Source organism: Streptococcus cristatus, from assembly GCF_008369405.1.
Lineage (GTDB): Bacteria > Bacillota > Bacilli > Lactobacillales > Streptococcaceae > Streptococcus > Streptococcus cristatus_G.
The window spans coordinates 41,278-59,505 of sequence record NZ_VSJJ01000004.1; the positions used below are offsets into that span (position 1 = coordinate 41,278).

14 protein-coding genes are annotated in these 18,228 nt (G+C 44.4%); 11 read left to right on the forward strand and 3 right to left on the reverse strand.

Annotation, left to right across the window (positions count from 1 at the left end; genetic code table 11):
• Positions 1-87 precede the first annotated feature (87 nt).
• Positions 88-804, forward strand: coding sequence for a YebC/PmpR family DNA-binding transcriptional regulator (locus FXF62_RS04865; protein ID WP_149517869.1), 717 nt, complete (start codon positions 88-90; stop codon positions 802-804).
• A 78-nt stretch (positions 805-882) separates the two neighbouring features.
• On the opposite strand, the gene queG is transcribed toward FXF62_RS04865, so the two are convergent.
• Positions 883-2,007: a tRNA epoxyqueuosine(34) reductase QueG gene (gene queG / locus FXF62_RS04870; RefSeq protein WP_149517870.1), complete on the reverse strand. Its 1,125-nt coding sequence runs from the start codon at positions 2,005-2,007 to the stop codon at positions 883-885.
• Between the two features lie 229 nt (positions 2,008-2,236).
• Here queG and secA point away from each other — a divergent pair, with 229 nt between their 5' ends.
• From secA to pepC, 10 genes are all read left to right on the forward strand, one after another.
• The gene (gene secA / locus FXF62_RS04875; protein ID WP_149517871.1) at positions 2,237-4,756 is read left to right on the forward strand and encodes a preprotein translocase subunit SecA; all 2,520 of its coding nucleotides are present in this window, start codon (positions 2,237-2,239) and stop codon (positions 4,754-4,756) included.
• Positions 4,757-4,772: 16 nt separating this feature from the next.
• Complete coding sequence (locus FXF62_RS04880) at positions 4,773-5,804, forward strand: 3-deoxy-7-phosphoheptulonate synthase (protein ID WP_149517872.1); 1,032 nt, start codon at positions 4,773-4,775, stop codon at positions 5,802-5,804.
• A gap of 1 nt (position 5,805) precedes the next feature.
• A complete protein-coding gene (locus tag FXF62_RS04885; protein WP_149517873.1) occupies positions 5,806-6,843 on the forward strand; it encodes a 3-deoxy-7-phosphoheptulonate synthase in 1,038 nt (345 codons plus the stop codon).
• Positions 6,844-7,041: 198 nt separating this feature from the next.
• A complete protein-coding gene (gene acpS / locus FXF62_RS04890) occupies positions 7,042-7,404 on the forward strand; it encodes a holo-ACP synthase (RefSeq protein ID WP_187984242.1) in 363 nt (120 codons plus the stop codon).
• Positions 7,394-8,500 carry an alanine racemase gene (gene alr, locus FXF62_RS04895; protein WP_149517875.1) on the forward strand — a complete coding sequence of 369 codons (1,107 nt, stop codon included), beginning with the start codon at positions 7,394-7,396 and terminating at the stop codon, positions 8,498-8,500. Before acpS ends, alr begins: the two co-directional genes overlap by 11 nt.
• 31 nt (positions 8,501-8,531) lie before the next feature.
• Positions 8,532-10,547 (forward strand): ATP-dependent DNA helicase RecG, encoded by a 2,016-nt coding sequence (gene recG, locus FXF62_RS04900; protein ID WP_149517876.1) that lies wholly within the window; start codon positions 8,532-8,534, stop codon positions 10,545-10,547.
• 314 nt (positions 10,548-10,861) lie between these two features.
• On the forward strand, positions 10,862-12,322 hold the full coding sequence (locus FXF62_RS04905; protein WP_149517877.1) for a nicotinate phosphoribosyltransferase: 1,461 nt from the start codon (positions 10,862-10,864) through the stop codon (positions 12,320-12,322).
• Positions 12,319-13,143: an ammonia-dependent NAD(+) synthetase gene (nadE, locus tag FXF62_RS04910; protein WP_149517878.1), complete on the forward strand. Its 825-nt coding sequence runs from the start codon at positions 12,319-12,321 to the stop codon at positions 13,141-13,143. Before FXF62_RS04905 ends, nadE begins: the two co-directional genes overlap by 4 nt.
• A 47-nt stretch (positions 13,144-13,190) precedes the next feature.
• Positions 13,191-13,754, forward strand: coding sequence for a GNAT family N-acetyltransferase (locus FXF62_RS04915; RefSeq protein WP_149517879.1), 564 nt, complete (start codon positions 13,191-13,193; stop codon positions 13,752-13,754).
• Positions 13,755-13,824: 70 nt separating this feature from the next.
• Positions 13,825-15,177 (forward strand): aminopeptidase C, encoded by a 1,353-nt coding sequence (pepC, locus tag FXF62_RS04920; protein ID WP_149517880.1) that lies wholly within the window; start codon positions 13,825-13,827, stop codon positions 15,175-15,177.
• Positions 15,178-15,415: 238 nt separating this feature from the next.
• Here pepC and pbp1a read toward each other — a convergent pair whose 3' ends face one another.
• Both pbp1a and recU read right to left on the reverse strand, forming a co-directional pair.
• Positions 15,416-17,572 carry a penicillin-binding protein PBP1A gene (gene pbp1a, locus FXF62_RS04930; RefSeq protein WP_149517881.1) on the reverse strand — a complete coding sequence of 719 codons (2,157 nt, stop codon included), beginning with the start codon at positions 17,570-17,572 and terminating at the stop codon, positions 15,416-15,418.
• Complete coding sequence (recU, locus tag FXF62_RS04935; RefSeq protein ID WP_149517882.1) at positions 17,565-18,170, reverse strand: Holliday junction resolvase RecU; 606 nt, start codon at positions 18,168-18,170, stop codon at positions 17,565-17,567. Before recU ends, pbp1a begins: the two co-directional genes overlap by 8 nt.
• Positions 18,171-18,228 lie beyond the last annotated feature (58 nt).

Consider the following 18,228-nt stretch of genomic DNA (forward strand, 5'->3'; position numbering starts at 1 on the left):
TTCCTGTTTTTGTTGGATGATTTTTCGTCTTTCCTGTGTTATAATAAGGAAGATTAAAATTGTAGAATAGTTAAAGGAGAAATTCCAATGGGACGTAAGTGGGCCAATATTGTAGCTAAGAAAACAGCTAAAGACGGCGCAAACTCAAAAGTTTATGCTAAATTCGGTGTAGAGATCTATGTAGCAGCGAAAAAAGGTGAACCAGATCCTGAGTTGAACACAGCCCTTAAGTTCGTTATTGATCGCGCTAAGCAAGCGCAAGTGCCAAAGCATGTTATTGATAAGGCGATTGACAAGGCTAAGGGAAATACAGATGAGACCTTTACAGAAGGTCGTTATGAAGGCTTTGGGCCAAATGGTTCTATGCTGATTGTTGATACCTTGACTTCGAATGTCAACCGGACTGCAGCCAACGTTCGTGCAGCCTTTGGGAAAAATGGCGGGAACATGGGTGCTAGTGGCTCTGTATCCTATCTTTTTGACAACAAAGGTGTCATCGTTTTTGCTGGTGACGATGCAGATAGCATCTTTGAATTGCTTTTAGAAGCAGATGTAGATGTGGATGATGTAGAGGTTGAAGAAGGAAGTATCACAGTTTATACAGCGCCAACTGACCTACATAAAGCAATTGTAGCTTTGCGTGAATCTGGTATCCAAGAATTCCAAGTGACAGAGCTTGAAATGATTCCTCAGTCAGAAGTGGAATTAACAGGAGAAGATTTAGAAACCTTCGAAAAATTGTATAGCGTCCTTGAAGACGATGAAGATGTCCAAAAAATCTACACCAACGTAGATGGCTTCTAATTGAATAACATAAAAATACAGTCTGATTTAGTATAAGCTGCGTTCTAAGGCAGTTTATAAATCAGACTGTATTTATTTTTAGTTAGTTAAGTGGAATTTCTTTAGGAATTGTTCCTGTTCCTCTTTGATAGCTTCTGTGGGATTTTTCACAGCAAGAATCATCTCAATCATTTCAGGACTGGCTTCGCGTACTAGCTGGCTGAGAGCCCAGATGGCCGTAGCGATATGGATAGGGTTTTGCCCCTTATCGATAATTTCCAATAGTTTGGGAATAGCAGAGCGGTCATTAGCATTGGCTAGAGCAATAATGGCATTGCGCTGCAGGATGTTTTTGCCCCGCCAGCTACCTGCTATATGACCAAATTTCTCCTTAAACTGACCATTAGAAAGTTCCAAGAAAGGCAGGAGCTCAGGATGAGCTAGTTCGGGGTCAATCTCAGTTGCAAGCGGATTGTCTAAACCTTTATTATAGGGGCAGCAAATTTGGCAGATGTCGCAGCCATAGATGACTGTTTTAATCTTCTTGCGAAATTCTAGATCCATGATGCCCTTATCTTGGGTTTGAAACGATAGGCAGCGCTTGGCGTTCATAGTCCCATCGCCAATGAGGCAGGAGGTAGGACAGGCTGTTACGCAGCGATTGCAGTCTCCGCAGCCGTAGTCGACAGGCTGGTCAGGTTCAATGTCCAGATTAGTAATGAGTTCTCCTAAAAACATATAGGAGCCGAATTCTTTGGAGATGACCAAGCCGTTCTTGCCGATAAAGCCTATCCCTGCTCGCCGGGCTACAGCGGTGTCGACCAAGGCTCCTGTATCCACCATGCCTTTATATTCAAAGTCGGCAGTCAATTCCTCAATTCCCTTTGCAAGCCGATCTAGCTTGTCCTGTAGGACATAGTGGTAATCCAGCCCCCAGCTGTTGGGAGTGAATTTTCCTCGTTTGTAGGCTGTTTTTTGTGGCTGTTGCTTGAGCTTGTGGGGGTAGGCGACTGCGATAGAGATAATGGTCTTGGCCGAGGCCAAACTCAGCTTGGGCTTAATTCGCTCCTCAATATTCTTGTGTTCAAAGCCTGAATTTCGCCCCTCTTCTACGGCCAAGCGCAGCGACTTTTCCAGATAGTCAAAGTCATTTGCTGTCGTGAAGCCAATTTTAGAAATGCCAATTTCTTTTGATAATTTGATAATTTCTTCTTTGATATTCATTGCTATTATTATATCGAAATTATGAGAATTATGCGAGAAACTACTTCGTGAAAACCATGATTATTTAGCAAATTTTAGTGCAAGAAGAGTTAGGTAGATAAGCGTGTAAATTGAGAAATGACAGCTGTTCAAGCCAATTGCTAAATGGATTATTTCTTGAAAGATATGGGGAAACATGCTATAATGAGAGGAAACATTTATAAACAGAACATAGCGAGTAAGGAATAAAATGGCTAATATTTTGAAAAAAATCATCGAAAATGATAAAGGTGAAATAAGAAAATTAGAAAAGATGGCGGACAAGGTCATGTCCTATGAGGACGAAATGGCAGCCTTGACCGATGAAGAATTGCAAGCAAAAACGGTTGAATTTAAGGAACGCTATGCAAATGGTGAAACGCTAGATCAACTTTTGTTTGAAGCATTTGCAGTTGTCCGCGAAGGAGCGAAGCGTGTCTTAGGTCTTTTCCCATATAAGGTTCAGATTATGGGGGGGATTGTCCTTCACCATGGTGATGTGCCAGAAATGCGTACGGGGGAAGGAAAAACCCTGACAGCGACTATGCCTGTTTACCTGAATGCCTTATCTGGCCAAGGAGTTCACGTTGTTACAGTCAATGAATACTTGTCTGAGCGTGATGCGACTGAAATGGGTGAACTTTATTCTTGGTTGGGACTTTCTGTTGGTATCAACCTAGCATCTAAGTCACCAATGGAAAAAAGAGAAGCTTATGCTTGTGATATCACCTACTCAACCAACTCTGAAATTGGTTTTGACTACCTGCGCGATAACATGGTGGTTCGGGCTGAAAATATGGTACAGCGTCCGCTTAACTATGCCTTGGTTGACGAGGTGGATTCTATCTTGATTGACGAAGCGCGTACACCATTGATCGTGTCAGGACCGATAGCTTCTGATACGAATCAGCTTTATTACAGAGCAGATAGCTTTGTGAAAACACTTCAAAAAGATGACTATATCATTGATATCCCATCTAAGACGATTGGTTTGTCAGATTCAGGTATCGACAAGGCTGAAAGTTACTTTAACTTAGAAAATCTATACGATCTTGAGAATGTTGCTTTAACGCACTTTATCGACAATGCCTTGCGTGCTAACTATATTATGACCTTAGATGTGGATTATGTCGTTAGCGAAAAGCAGGAAATCCTCATCGTTGACCAATTTACTGGACGTACAATGGAAGGCCGTCGTTTCTCTGATGGACTCCACCAAGCGATTGAAGCAAAAGAAGCTGTGCCTATCCAAGAAGAATCAAAAACATCTGCTTCGATTACCTATCAGAACCTTTTCCGTATGTATAAAAAGCTATCAGGGATGACAGGGACTGGTAAGACAGAAGAAGAAGAATTCCGCGAAATTTATAATATTCGCGTAATTCCAATTCCAACTAACCGTCCGGTCCAACGTATTGACCATCCGGATTTGCTGTATCCTAGCTTGGAAGCGAAGTTTAAAGCAGTCGTGGAAGATGTCAAGGAACGCTACAAAACAGGTCAACCTGTCTTGGTCGGTACAGTATCGGTTGACACGAGTGACTATCTTTCTCAAAAATTAGTGGCTGCAGGAATTCCTCATGAAGTCCTGAATGCTAAAAACCACTATAAAGAAGCACAAATCATCATGAATGCTGGTCAGCGTGGTGCTATTACCATTGCGACCAACATGGCTGGACGCGGTACCGATATTAAGCTAGGTGAAGGTGTGCGTGAATTGGGTGGACTTTGTGTCATCGGTACAGAGCGCCATGAAAGCCGCCGGATTGACAATCAGCTTCGTGGACGTTCAGGTCGTCAAGGTGATCCAGGCGAATCACAATTCTACCTATCTCTCGAAGACGATTTGATGAAACGTTTCGGTTCAGAGCGCATTAAGGCCGTGCTAGACCGGATGAATCTGAGCGAAGAAGAGTCCGTCATCAAGTCTCGGATGCTGACGCGTCAGGTGGAAGCAGCCCAAAAACGGGTTGAAGGTAATAACTACGATACTCGGAAGCAAGTCCTCCAATATGACGATGTCATGCGCGAACAACGTGAAATTATCTATTCTCAACGCTATGATGTCATCACAGCAGACCGTGATTTGGCTCCAGAAATCCATGCTATGATCCGTCGGACGATTAATCGGATTGTAGATGGTAGTAGTCATTCAGACCACGATGAAAGAATTGAAGCGATTCTGAATTTTGCTAAATATAATCTTGTACCAGAGGACTCTATCTCAGCTGATGATATAGAAGGTAAATCCAAGCAAGAAATCAAAGATTACTTGATGGAGCGAGCTTCTGAAGTTTATGACAATCAGATTTCTAAGCTTCGGGATGAAGAAGCAGTCCAAGAGTTCCAAAAAGTTCTGATTCTCCGAGTGGTAGATAGTAAATGGACAGATCATATCGACGCCTTGGATCAATTGCGCCAGGCTGTGGGACTGCGCGGTTATGCTCAGAACAACCCAGTTGTTGAGTATCAGGCAGAAGGTTTCCGGATGTTTAATGATATGATTGGCTCTATCGAGTTTGATGTGACTCGTCTCATGATGAAAGCACAGATCCATGAGCAAGAACGTCCACGTACAGAGCACAGTATCAGCACGACAGCTACTCGCAATATTGCTGCCCAAAATCCAAATCTTCCAGAAAATGTTGATTTATCCTCTGTTAAAAGAAATGATTTATGTCCATGTGGTTCAGGTAAGAAATTTAAAAACTGCCATGGTCGCAAGAAGTAGTTTATAAGGAGAGAAGATGACCTTTAAAGCAACTAGTCAACCAATCAATGTAGCAGAAGTGCGTCAGCTTGCTAAGTTAGAAGGTTCTGTTCTGGCTCGTAAGCAAGAACGAGATCGCCAACTAGAAGCTATTATCCGTGGTGAGGATGACCGTATCTTTTTGGTCATCGGTCCTTGCTCCTCAGACAATGAAGAGGCTGTTTTGGAATATGCCAAGCGTTTGGCAGCTCTTCAGGAAGAAGTCAAAGATCGGATCTTTATGGTCATGCGGGTCTACACTGCCAAGCCACGGACCAATGGCGATGGCTATAAGGGCTTGATTCACCAGCCTAATGCGACAGCGGCACCTAGCCTAATCAACGGGATTAAGGCGGTGCGCAACCTGCATTACCGTGTGATTTCAGAAACTGGAATGACGACGGCTGACGAGATGCTTTACCCGGAAAATCTCCCCTTAGTAGATGATTTGATTTCCTATATGGCGATTGGTGCTCGTTCTGTTGAGGATCAGCAGCACCGCTTTGTAGCCAGTGGAGCAGATTTCCCGACTGGTTTGAAAAATCCAACATCTGGCAATCTGAATGTCATGTTTAATGGCATTTATGCGGCTCAAAACAAACAGAGCTTTCTCTTTGCAAATCGAGAAGTAGAGACGAGTGGAAATCCTTTGGCTCATGCGATTCTGCGCGGTGCCATCAATGAATATGGCAAAAACATTCCGAACTACTATTATGATAATCTGCTGGACACAATCGCCCAGTATGAAGCAATGGGACTGGAAAATCCATTTATCATCATTGATACCAACCATGACAACTCTGGCAAGCAGTATTTGGAGCAAGTCCGTATTGTTCGTCAGACTTTGATCAATCGCGACTGGAATGATAAAATCAAGAAGGTTGTTCGTGGCTTTATGATAGAATCTTACTTGGAAGATGGCCGACAAAATGAACCAGAAGTCTTTGGCAAGTCTATCACAGATCCATGTCTAGGCTGGGATAAGACGGTCGAGCTCGTCCATGAGATATACGATACACTAGGTAAATAATATGGCATTTATAGCAAAAGGTCAGGAAATTGACATCGAGCAGATCAAGTCTGCAACGATTTTGTCAGACCAAGCTTTACAAAAGAAAAATCAGCGTGATCAGGAATTGGCTGCCATCATCAAGGGAGAAGATCAACGCTTGCTCTTGATTATCGGTCCCTGCTCATCTGACAATGAGGAGGCGGTGCTGGAGTACGCTCGCCGCTTGGCTGACCTGCAGCAGAAGGTGGCGGATAAGATTTTTGTCGTCATGCGGGTCTATACTGCCAAGCCTCGGACCAATGGTGACGGCTATAAAGGGCTCGTCCACCAGCCGGATACTTCAAAAAGTCCAAGCTTGATCAATGGGTTAAAGGCAGTGCGCCAGCTTCATTACCGAGTCATTACTGAGACAGGCTTGACCACAGCTGACGAAATGCTCTATCCTTCTAATCTAGTGCTGGTAGATGATTTGGTCAGTTACCATGCCGTAGGTGCTCGTTCGGTCGAAGACCAAGAACACCGCTTTGTAGCTTCTGGTATTGATGCGCCGGTCGGTATGAAAAATCCAACATCTGGCAATCTTGGAGTCATGTTTAATGCCGTCTATGCTGCTCAAAATAAGCAAATCTTCCTTTATCATGGTCAAGAAGTGGAAACTCTAGGTAATCCTTTGGCGCATGTGATTTTGCGAGGTGCTTTAGATGAGTACGGTAAGAACAAGCCTAACTTCTATTACGAAAATCTTCTGGATGTGATCAAACGCTATGAAGAAATGAAACTGTCCAATCCTTTTATCCTGATTGATACCAATCATGACAATTCTGGAAAGCAGTATTTGGAGCAGATCCGGATTATCCGTCAGACTCTGATCAACTGTGCTTGGAATGAGCAAATCAAAAAGGCTGTACGTGGATTCATGATTGAGTCCTATTTGGAGGATGGCCGCCAGAATGAGCCAGAAGTCTTTGGTAAGTCCATTACCGATCCTTGCTTGGGCTGGGACAAGACAGAAAAGCTCATTCAGGAAATCTATGAGACCTTAGAAAAAGAAGCTTAAATAGAAAGGATTAGGAGGCTTTGGTAGAAGTCTACTAATGAATATAGGCAAGCTCATACTCTACGAAAATCTAATTTTGATGATGTTAAACCTCTTTGATGCATTTCAGTGTCATTTTCATCGGTTTGCCTTGTCGAAATTAGATTTTCTTTCAATCTCCTTGGGAGAAGGGTCTTGCTTCGTATTCCTAATAGAAGTATGATAAGAGGACATGGAATAGATATAGAAGAGATTTCCAGCATTGGTCGGGCCTACGAGAAGAATGCGCGCTTTGCTGAGAAAATTTTGACGGCTCAGGAGATGGCTCGGTTTGGCTCCTTAAAGGGCAAGCGCAAGCTGGAATATTTGGCAGGTCGCTGGTCAGCTAAAGAAGCCTTTGCCAAGGCTTGGGGAACCGGTATTGGCCCTGTGACTTTTCAAGATTTGGAAATTTTAAATGATGATAAGGGGGCGCCTTATTTTAGCAAGTCCCCCTTTGCTGGTTCGGTATGGCTATCAATCAGTCATGCTGGAAATCTGGTGACCGCCAGTGTGATTTTGGAGGAAGACAATGAAAGCTAGTCTACATAGACCCACTAAAGCAGTCATAGACCTGTCTGCTATTGCATTTAATATTGAGCAAATTGCGGCTCATATTCCTCGGTCGGTCCAGAAGTGGGCAGTAGTCAAGGCCAATGCTTATGGACATGGTGCGGTTCCTGTCTCTCAGCATATTCAGCCCCTTGTAGATGGTTTTTGTGTGTCTAATATTGACGAAGCCCTAGAACTACGAGAAGCTGGCATTGCTAAACCAATTCTTATTTTGGGTGTTTCTTCACTAGAGGCTGTGCCTTTAGCGATCCAGAACCAGATTACCTTGACGGTGGCCAGTCTAGCTTGGCTGGAGGAGCTCTTTAGCCAGCAAGCTAATCTGACTGGCTTGACTGTTCATATCAAGATTGATTCAGGCATGGGACGCATTGGCTTCCGTGATAGTCAAGAAGCCCAGCAAGCAATTAGCCGCCTGCAAGCAGCAGGAGCTGTGGTAGAAGGAATTTTCACTCATTTTGCAACTGCTGATGAAAGAGATGCGAGTCATTTTGTAGCTCAATTAAGTCGCTTTAAAGAGATTTTGAGTGAGTTAGCCTTCTTGCCGCCGATTGTGCATGCTAGTAACTCTGCCACAACTCTTTGGCATAGTGACACGATTATGAATGCTGTTCGGCTGGGAGATATTATTTACGGGCTGAATCCTAGCGGACGAGTGCTGGACTTGCCTTATGAGTTCAAACCAGCTTTGAGTTTAGAATCTGCCTTGGTTCACATCAAAGAAATTCAAGCGGGTGCCCATGTCGGCTATGGGGCGACCTATACCAGTGATAGCCAGCAAATCATTGGAACCATTCCTCTGGGTTACGCTGATGGCTGGACCCGGGATATGCAGGGCTTTGATGTCTTGATTGATGGTCAGCGCTGTCCAATTGTCGGTCGGGTTTCCATGGATCAAATCACGGTACGTTTGCCTCAAGTCTACCCTTTGGGAACGCAGGTGGTCTTGATTGGTAAGAGCGGCGACGAGCTTATCACAGCAACGGATGTGGCGGACAAACGTGGCACGATTAACTATGAAGTGGTCTGCTTAATCAGTGACAGAGTACCGAGAGAGTATAAAAAGTAAAAGACAATTAAGAAGAAGGAAAGGAGACAGGATGAATCTGCATCAGGCTTTGACAGCCCTGCCAGGAGTGGGACCAAAATCGGCTGAAAAATTTAAAAAACTAGGCCTTGAGAGCCTGCAGGATCTCCTGCTCTATTTTCCTTTTCGCTATGAGGATTTTAAGAGCAAGAATGTCCTCGACTTGGAAGATGGAGAAAAGGCAGTTATTTCTGGGATAGTCGCGACTCCAGCTAATGTCCAGTACTATGGCTACAAGCGCAATCGCCTGCGTTTCACAATCAAGCAGGGAGAAGTCGCGATTGCAGTCAATTTTTTCAACCAGCCTTATCTGGCAGATAAGATTGAGCTGGGAGCAACGGTGGCTATTTTTGGTAAATGGGATAAGGCCAAGGCTAGTCTAACGGGGATGAAGGTTTTAGCTCAGGTTGAAGACGACTTGCAGCCTGTTTATCGCGTTGCCCAAGGGATTAGTCAGGCCAGTCTAGTCAAGCTGATTAAGGTGGCCTTTGACCAAGGTCTGGAACAGTTATTGGAGGAAAATCTTCCCCCTATCCTTCTGGAGCGCTACCAGCTTTTAGGGCGCACTCAAGCCGTGCGTGCCATGCACTTTCCCAAGGATTTGACAGAATATAAGCAGGCCTTGCGTCGAGTCAAGTTTGAAGAGCTTTTTTACTTTCAGATGCAGCTGCAGGTTCTGAAGCATGAAACCAAGGATATCAGCCAGGGACTCGCTATCCCTTGGCAGGAAAAAATGTTGGCTCAAAAGAAGGTTGCATTACCATTTTCTCTGACGGAAGCTCAAGAGCGGAGTCTGGAAGAAATTCTCAGCGATTTGCAATCGCCTGCCCATATGAACCGTCTCCTGCAGGGAGATGTTGGTAGTGGTAAGACCGTGGTGGCTGGCTTGGCCATGTATGCCGCCTATACGGCAGGTTATCAGTCAGCTTTGATGGTTCCGACAGAAATTTTGGCTGAGCAGCATTTGGACAGTCTGACTCAACTCTTTCCTGAACTGAATTTGGCCCTCCTAACTGGTGGTATGAAAGCCGCTGAACGCAGAGAGACTTTAGCTGCCATAGAGTCGGGGCAAGTAGATATGGTGGTCGGCACCCATGCCTTGATTCAGGAAGGAGTAGTCTATCATCGACTGGGCCTGGTTATTATTGATGAGCAGCATCGTTTTGGGGTGGACCAGCGTCGGATTTTGCGGGAAAAGGGAAATAATCCAGACGTTCTTATGATGACAGCTACGCCTATTCCTCGGACGCTTGCTATTACAGCTTTTGGCGATATGGATGTCTCCATTATCGACCAGATGCCGGCCGGCCGCAAACCTATCATTACCCGCTGGGTTAAGCATGAGCAGTTGGAAGTGGTCTTGGACTGGATGAAAAAAGAGCTGGCCAAGGGCGCCCAAGTCTACTTCATTTCTCCCTTGATTGAGGAATCAGAGGCCTTGGACTTGAAAAACGCGATTGCTCTAGAGGAAGAACTCAAGGCCTACTTTGTCAATCAGGCTCAAGTGGCCCTCCTTCACGGCCGCATGAAAAATGACGAAAAAGAAGCCATTATGCAGGACTTCAAGGATGGGAAAACGGATATTCTAGTGTCAACTACAGTTATTGAAGTCGGCGTCAATGTTCCGAATGCGACCATCATGGTTATCATGGATGCTGACCGCTTCGGACTCAGCCAGCTTCATCAGCTGCGGGGACGAGTGGGTCGGGGAAGTAAGCAGTCTTATGCCGTTCTAGTTGCCAATCCCAAGACAGAGTCTGGGAAGAAACGGATGAAAATCATGACTGAGACGACAGATGGCTTTGTTCTGGCTGAGGAAGACCTCAAGATGCGTGGTTCTGGTGAAATTTTCGGTACCCGTCAGTCTGGTATCCCAGAGTTTCAGGTAGCGGACATCGTAGAGGACTATCCCATTTTGGAAGAAGCACGCAAGGTAGCCAGCCAAATCGTCGCCAATCCTAGCTGGCGGCAGGATGCCAATTGGCACCTCGTATCCTTACATCTAGAAAAACGCGATTATCTGGATTAGCGAGATAAAGTTTGGATTTATTTGTTTAAGCTTTCTGCAAGAAAATTCTAAGCCTTCCTTAAGCTTTGAGGTCTATAATAAAAGCATCAAAAGAAACGAGGTGGCAAAAATGAAAGTAGCAGTTAAAGTAACCTATAAAAAAGAATTCAAACAGATGCGCCGCGTGAACAAGACTTATGGAATTTAATATTTCCAAGTGAAAGATAAAAGAAGATACCTCTGGAAGAAATTCTGGAGGTATTTTGCTATTGAATCAAGGCTTTTTTACAATTTATGTTATAATATAGAATAACTATGATAAAAGGAGCTCAATTATGTTTCCAGATGACAGTTTGACTTTACATACAGACTTATATCAAATCAATATGATGCAGGTTTATTTCAACGAGGGTATCCACAATAAGCGTGCTGTTTTTGAAGTCTATTTTCGCAAGAATCCTTTTAATAATGGCTATGCCGTTTTTGCGGGCTTAGAGAGGATTGTGGCTTACCTGAATGAATTGACATTCAGTCAGACAGATTTGGACTATTTAGCGTCCTTGGGCTATAACGGAGCTTTCTTAGAGTATTTACGCGATTTCAAGATGCAGCTGACCGTTCGTTCTGCTAAAGAAGGAGATTTGGTTTTTGCTAATGAGCCCATCGTTCAGGTAGAAGGCCCGCTGGCACAATGTCAGTTGGTAGAAACTGCGATTTTAAATATCGTTAATTTCCAAACCTTGATTGCCACTAAGGCAGCTCGCATTCGCTCTGTGATCGAAGATGAGCCACTGATGGAGTTTGGTACCCGTCGTGCTCAGGAAATGGATGCGGCGATTTGGGGAACGCGGGCAGCCGTTATCGGCGGAGCCAATGGCACCAGCAATGTTCGGGCAGGGAAGCTCTTTGATATTCCTGTTTTGGGAACGCATGCCCATGCACTTGTGCAGGTTTACGGTAATGATTATGAGGCTTTTAAGGCTTATGCAAGCACTCATCGGGACTGTGTTTTCTTAGTAGATACCTACGATACGCTTCGGATCGGGGTTCCAATGGCCATCCGCGTGGCACGTGAGTTAGGGGATAAAATTAATTTCCTGGGTGTGCGGATCGACTCTGGAGACTTGGCCTATATTTCTAAAAAAGTTCGCCAGCAATTGGATGAAGCGGGCTTCCCAAATGCTAAAATCTATGCTTCCAATGATTTGGATGAGAATACCATCCTCAACTTGAAAATGCAAAAGGCTAAGATTGATGTCTGGGGTGTGGGAACCAAGCTCATTACGGCCTATGACCAGCCAGCTCTGGGTGCCGTTTACAAAATTGTAGCGATTGAAGATGAGAATGGGCACTTGCGTAACACCATCAAGCTGTCTAACAATGCTGAAAAGGTTTCGACTCCGGGCAAGAAGCAGGTTTGGCGCATTACCAGTCGTGAAAAAGGCAAGTCTGAGGGCGACTACATCACTTATGATGGAGTTGACGTCACCCATCTGGCAGAGCTGGAGATGTTCCATCCGACTTATACTTATATCAATAAGACAGTTAAGAACTTTGATGCGGTGCCGCTCTTGGTGGATATTTATAAAGAAGGCCGGCTCGTTTACGATTTGCCAAGTCTATCTGAGATTCAGGACTATGCCCGCCGAGAATTTGACAAACTCTGGGATGAGTACAAGCGGGTCCTCAATCCACAAGATTATCCGGTTGATTTGGCGCGTGATATTTGGCAGGATAAGATGGACTTGATTGACCAGATGCGCAAGAAAGCCTACCAGACAGGAGCAGAAAAATGAGCCTACAAGAAGAAATCATCCGCCAACTAGGCGTCAAGCCCGTCATTGACCCAGAGGAAGAAATCCGCAAGACGGTGGACTTTCTCAAGGCCTATCTGAGAAAACATCCTTTTTTGAAAAGCTATGTTTTGGGCATTTCTGGTGGTCAGGACTCAACCTTGGCTGGTCGTTTAGCCCAGATAGCCGTAGAAGAAATGCGGACTGAGACAGGAGACGATAGTTATCGCTTTATCGCTGTCCGCCTGCCTTACGGCGTTCAAGCGGATGAAGACGATGCGCAAAAGGCTCTGGTTTTCATCCAGCCTGATGTCAGTCTGACAGTCAATATCAAGGAATCTGCTGATGCTATGACAGCAGCTGTGGAGGCAACTGGCGCCAAAGTTTCTGACTTTAACAAGGGCAATATCAAGGCACGTTGCCGCATGATTGCCCAGTATGCTCTAGCCGGTTCTTACAATGGAGCTGTCATTGGGACCGACCATGCAGCAGAGAATATCACAGCCTTTTTCACCAAGTTTGGGGATGGCGGAGCAGATATTGTGCCCCTTTATCGTCTCAATAAACGCCAAGGCAAACAGCTTTTAATTGCTTTAGGAGCGGATCCGGCTCTCTATGAAAAGGTTCCGACGGCTGATTTGGAAGAAGAAAAACCTGGAATTGCTGATGAAGTCGCTCTGGGCGTGACCTACAATGAAATTGACGACTATCTCGAAGGCAAGTCCGTTTCAGCCCAAGCCCAAGAAACGATCGAGTCTTGGTGGCACAAAGGTCAGCACAAACGCCATTTGCCAATTACAATTTTTGATGAATTTTGGAAGTAAAAAGTTCCAGTAAATCTTTTTAACCCCGGCTAGGAAGCGAGAAAGCAATGAAAAAGGTAGGTACACAGTCCATCGAAACGAAACGTCTTTTGCTAAGACCTTTTGTAGCATCTGACTATCAAGCTATGTACGACAACTGGGCTTCCCGCCCTGATAATCTGTTGCATGTGACATGGGATGCTTACGAGAGTCCCGATATGGCCAAACAATCAATTGCTTGCTGGGCTGAGAATTACCAAAACTTGGATTTTTACAAATGGGCAATCTGCCTGAAAGAAAATCCTAAGCACGTGATTGGTGACATCAGTGTGGTAGACAGGGATGAGACCGTCAATGCTTGCGAGGTCGGTTATATTTTAAGTAAGGACTATTGGGGGCAAGGGTTGATGACAGAAGCGCTGAAAGCTGTTTTGAACTATCTCTTGCTGGAAGCAGGTTTCAATCGTGTGAGGGCTGATTTTGTAACAGCGAATCCAGCTTCTGGCCGTGTTATGGCCAAAGCTGGCATGCGTTACGAAGGAACCTTTCGTCAAGCCGTATTTCATAAGGGAGAAGTCAAAGATTTTTCTGTCTATGGAATCCTAAAATCAGATTTGCAAAGAAAAAGTTAGGCGCGCTTAACTTTTTCTTTGCAGGAATTTTTAAAAGGTCTATAATAGTCTATAGAACAAAGAGGAATTTATGCATTCATTAAAACAAGATTTTACAGATAAGCTTTTTGCGGACTATGAGGCTAATGCTAAATATGCCGCTATGGAAAACGCCATTAGTCACAATGGTCTCTTGACTTCTTTGGAAAAACGGACTGCTGCTGTAGAAAATGCACCTGTTTTCTCACTGGATCTCACCAGAGACAAGGTCAGCGACCAGAAGGCTTCCGGCCGCTGCTGGATGTTTGCAGCTCTTAACACCTTCCGCCACAAGATGATTGCGGGCTTCCAGTTGGAGGACTTTGAACTGTCTCAAGCTCATACCTTCTTTTGGGATAAGTATGAAAAATCCAACTGGTTCTTAGAGCAGGTTTTGGCAACGGCTGACCAAGAATTGACTAGCCGCAAGGTCAAGTTCCTCTTAGATACGCCTCAGCAGGACGGCGGTCAGTGGGATATGGTCGTGGCGCTTTTTGAGAAGTACGGCGTCGTGCCTAAGTCAGTCTACCCAGAGTCCATTTCTTCTAGCAATAGCCGTGAGCTCAATCAGTTGCTCAATAAACTCTTGCGTCAGGATGCGCAAATCTTGCGCGAGCTGGCTCAGAATGGTGCAGATGAAGCTGATCTACAGGCCAAGAAAGAAGCTTTACTACAGGAAATTTTCAACTTCCTAGCGATGTCGCTGGGCTTACCGCCTCGGAAGTTTGACTTTGCATATCGGGACAAGGACGGTAACTACCATAGTGAAACTGCTTTGACTCCGCAGGCCTTTTATCAAAAATATGTAGACCTCAAGCTAGATGACTATGTGTCTATTATCAATGCGCCAACAGCTGATAAACCTTATGGCAAGTCTTACACGGTCGAGATGTTGGGCAATGTAGTCGGCAGTAAACCTGTTCGCTATTTGAATGTAGAAATGAAACGTCTCAAGGAATTAGCTATAGCTCAGATGCAGGCTGGTGAGACCGTTTGGTTTGGCTCTGATGTGGGTCAATCTAGCAATCGCAAGGCTGGTATCATGGAAGCAGGTATGCATGATTTAACCTCTAGCATGGATATCCAATTGACCCAAGACAAAGCAGGTCGTCTTGATTACAGCGAAAGCCTTATGACCCATGCTATGGTACTGGCTGGAGTAGACTTGGATGAAAAGGGTCAAGCTAAAAAATGGAAAGTAGAAAATTCTTGGGGCGAAAAGGTTGGAGATAAGGGTTACTTTGTCGCCAGCGATGCCTGGATGGATGAGTACACTTACCAAATCGTAGTCAGAAAAGACTTATTGACACCAGAAGAACTGGCAGCCTACAATGCTGAGCCAATTGTCCTAGCGCCTTGGGATCCAATGGGAGCCCTAGCGAGTGGCAAAAATACTTTGTATTAAGTACGATAGAATGAGCAATTTCAGAAGGCTATTTATCTAGTTAAACATAAAAAAGAGGCTGGGACAAAAGTCCTAGCCTCTCAATTGTCTTTGGATTATCGAGCAAGATGCAGTGGTTGAGTGGGCTCTGCTAGGCTGATTCCATCAGCTTTTACAGCCCTACTCAACTGTGCGGAGGTGGGACGACGAAATCGAATTCTAACGAATTACCGATTTCTGTCCCACTCTCTTTTTTGCTTTAGCGATGTTCAGCTCCTTGGTTAGAACTAGATGTGCCGTTGGTTGTTCCAGAACTAGTTGAACTTGTTTGGGAATTAGAGTTGCTAGTACTGTCTTCTTCGCTGGATTCGCTTGAGCTTTGACTTGAAGATTCTGAACTTGATTCAGAAGTCGAGCTGGAATACTGCTGGGTATAAGCGCGGTTGTAGGTTGAAGTACCATTGAGATAGAGGTAAGATCCGCTACGGAAAAGTCCGCTAGGTGGTGTCCAGTCTTCATTGCTGTAGCCTGTCAAATAGTGCATCATAGAACGATAAACATCGGTTGCCACCTTAACTCCATCGTCTAGAACGGGAGTGAGGCGGTTTGAATAACCGGTCCAAACAGCCATAGAGTATTGTGGTGTGTAGCCGACAAACAGCTCATCTGGTGTGACAATGCTAGAATAGTAGTAAGGTTTGGTTAGCTTATCAAGCTCATCATCTGCATAATTGGAAGTACCAGTTTTACCTGCTTGATAGACACCTGGAATAGCAGCATTAGTACCAGTTCCAGACTGAAGAACGGTCTTCATCATGTCTGTCATCATGTAGGCTGTCGTTTCCTTCATGGCTTTTGAACCACCATTTGAAAAGACTTTTTCTGTTCCATCGCTAAAGACAACTCGGTTGACATATTGTGGTTTGTAATAAGTTCCGCCATTAGCAAAGGCAGCATAAGCAGCAGCCATCTTTTCACTACTTGCTCCGTATTGGTTGCCAGCCTTGCTTGTATTACTTGAAATGGCATTAGAATAGTGCATTTCAGGATAATTGATGCCAAGACCGTTGAGGAATTTCAAGGAATTATCCAATCCGACTTCTTCCAACGATTTGACGGCTGGGACGTTACGAGATTCTTGGATGGCATATTGGATGGTAATCCAGCCAAAATAGCGTTTATCCCAGTTATAGACTGGAGTGGATGTTCCAGGGAAATAGTAAGGAGCGTCTTGGATGGAGGCAGCGGTAGAAGTGAAAACATTGTATTCCAAAGCTGGGGCATAGTCAGTGATTGGTTTCATGGTAGAACCCCAGTCGCGATTTGTTTCGACTGCTTGGTTAGTACCAAAAGAAACGTTGGAAGACTGATGGCGAGCACCCAGTTGAGCAATGACTTTCCCGTTGGTAACATCCATAACGGTTGATGCCACTTGCAGTTCATCATCTGGATAAGCAACATATTCTTCCGTGTTATAGATATCCCACAATTTTTTCTGAGCTTCGGTATTAACGTTGGTATAAACTTCCATACCAGTCGTAAGGACATTGTAGCCAGTTTCTTCTTCGACTTGCTCAATAACTTCTTTTAAGTAGTTATCCATATAGGCAGGATAGCTAGCTGAATTTTTCAAGCTCTGTAAGCCGTCGGTCACTGGTGTATTGATCGCTTGTTCGTATTGTTCTGGTGAGATGTACTTGAGTTCATACATTTCAGATAGTACGAGATTCCGACGCTGAGTGGCAGCTTCTGGATTTGTGTAAGGGTCATATTGGTTAGGAGCCTGAGGCATTCCTGCAAGCAGGGCAATCTGAGGAAGGGTCAAATCTTTCAAATCTTTGCCATAGTAACTTTGAGAAGCTGTTTGCATCCCGTAATTTCCATTAGACATATAGACTTTATTGACATAGTATGTCAGGATTTCTTGTTTGGTAGCCTTTCGCTCAAGTTGAGTTGCCAGCCATGCTTCTTGGATTTTCCGAGAAAGGGTAGCATCCGCTGAGGAAGTGGAGAAATAAGTCAATTTGATCAACTGCTGGGTTAAGGTAGATCCCCCTTGGCGTCCGCCTCCTTTCAGGTTGCTTAGGAAGGCTCCTCCTATCCGAATGAAATCAACCCCACGGTGATTAAAGAAGCGGTGATCCTCAATCGCAACGATGGCATCTACTAGCTGTGTAGGGATTTGGTCTGTTGACGTATTGACCCGCTTTTCAGAACCGAGGTCCGCAATCAGATTGTTATCGCTATCGTAAATCTTGCTTGAAGTTGTTGCGACAAGATCCTTCTCAGAAAGGGTAGGAGACTTGGCGACATAGTATGTGAAGACAAGAACGCCAGTCACAACTCCAATGATAAAGAGAGATAAGAGGGCAGTTGCAAGATATTTTAAGGCCTGCAAAAGGGTTTGTTTATTCATTTGTGATACCACCTAGTAGTTTTTGTTCGATAATTTCAAGGTAAGGGATGCTTGGAAATTGCTTTGTTTCGATTAAAAATCCATGTTCTTGAATGTAAGATAAAGGGAGGGATTTTCCGCCTTTATCCATCTTATAAAATGTAATCAAATAAGATGCCGGAAGTAGATAAGTCTCCCGTAAGCTAGAGAAGTGCAGTAAGACAAAGCAAATTCCATTTTGCTGAAGGACAGCTTCCATATGTTCAATCTGGTGTAGATGGAAATTCTTTAGAGGCATAGCCGTTTTTTGCCGTGTTTCCTTGGCTTCAAAGTCAATATAATGTCCCTTAAAGACACCAGAATAATCGGTCGTGGATGCCTGTCGGAAGTAGGCCTCCACAATCTTTGCGCGACTGCGTTGGGGATAGTCCACTTTGACAATCTGAACGGGTGTTGGCTTCTTATGAATGACAGCGAGTCCCCTACTCAAGTAGTAGTTGTTGGATTCGTTGATCATCTTCTCAAAAGACATCCCACGATTGGCAAAGTTAACAGCCGTCTTTGAACTTGGATGGGCTAATTTACTTTTTATTTTTAGCTTGTGAGGGTAGTTGACCATAAAACTCCTTATTGGTACAATAACATCACTCTATTATATCATAAAAATATTATTTGAG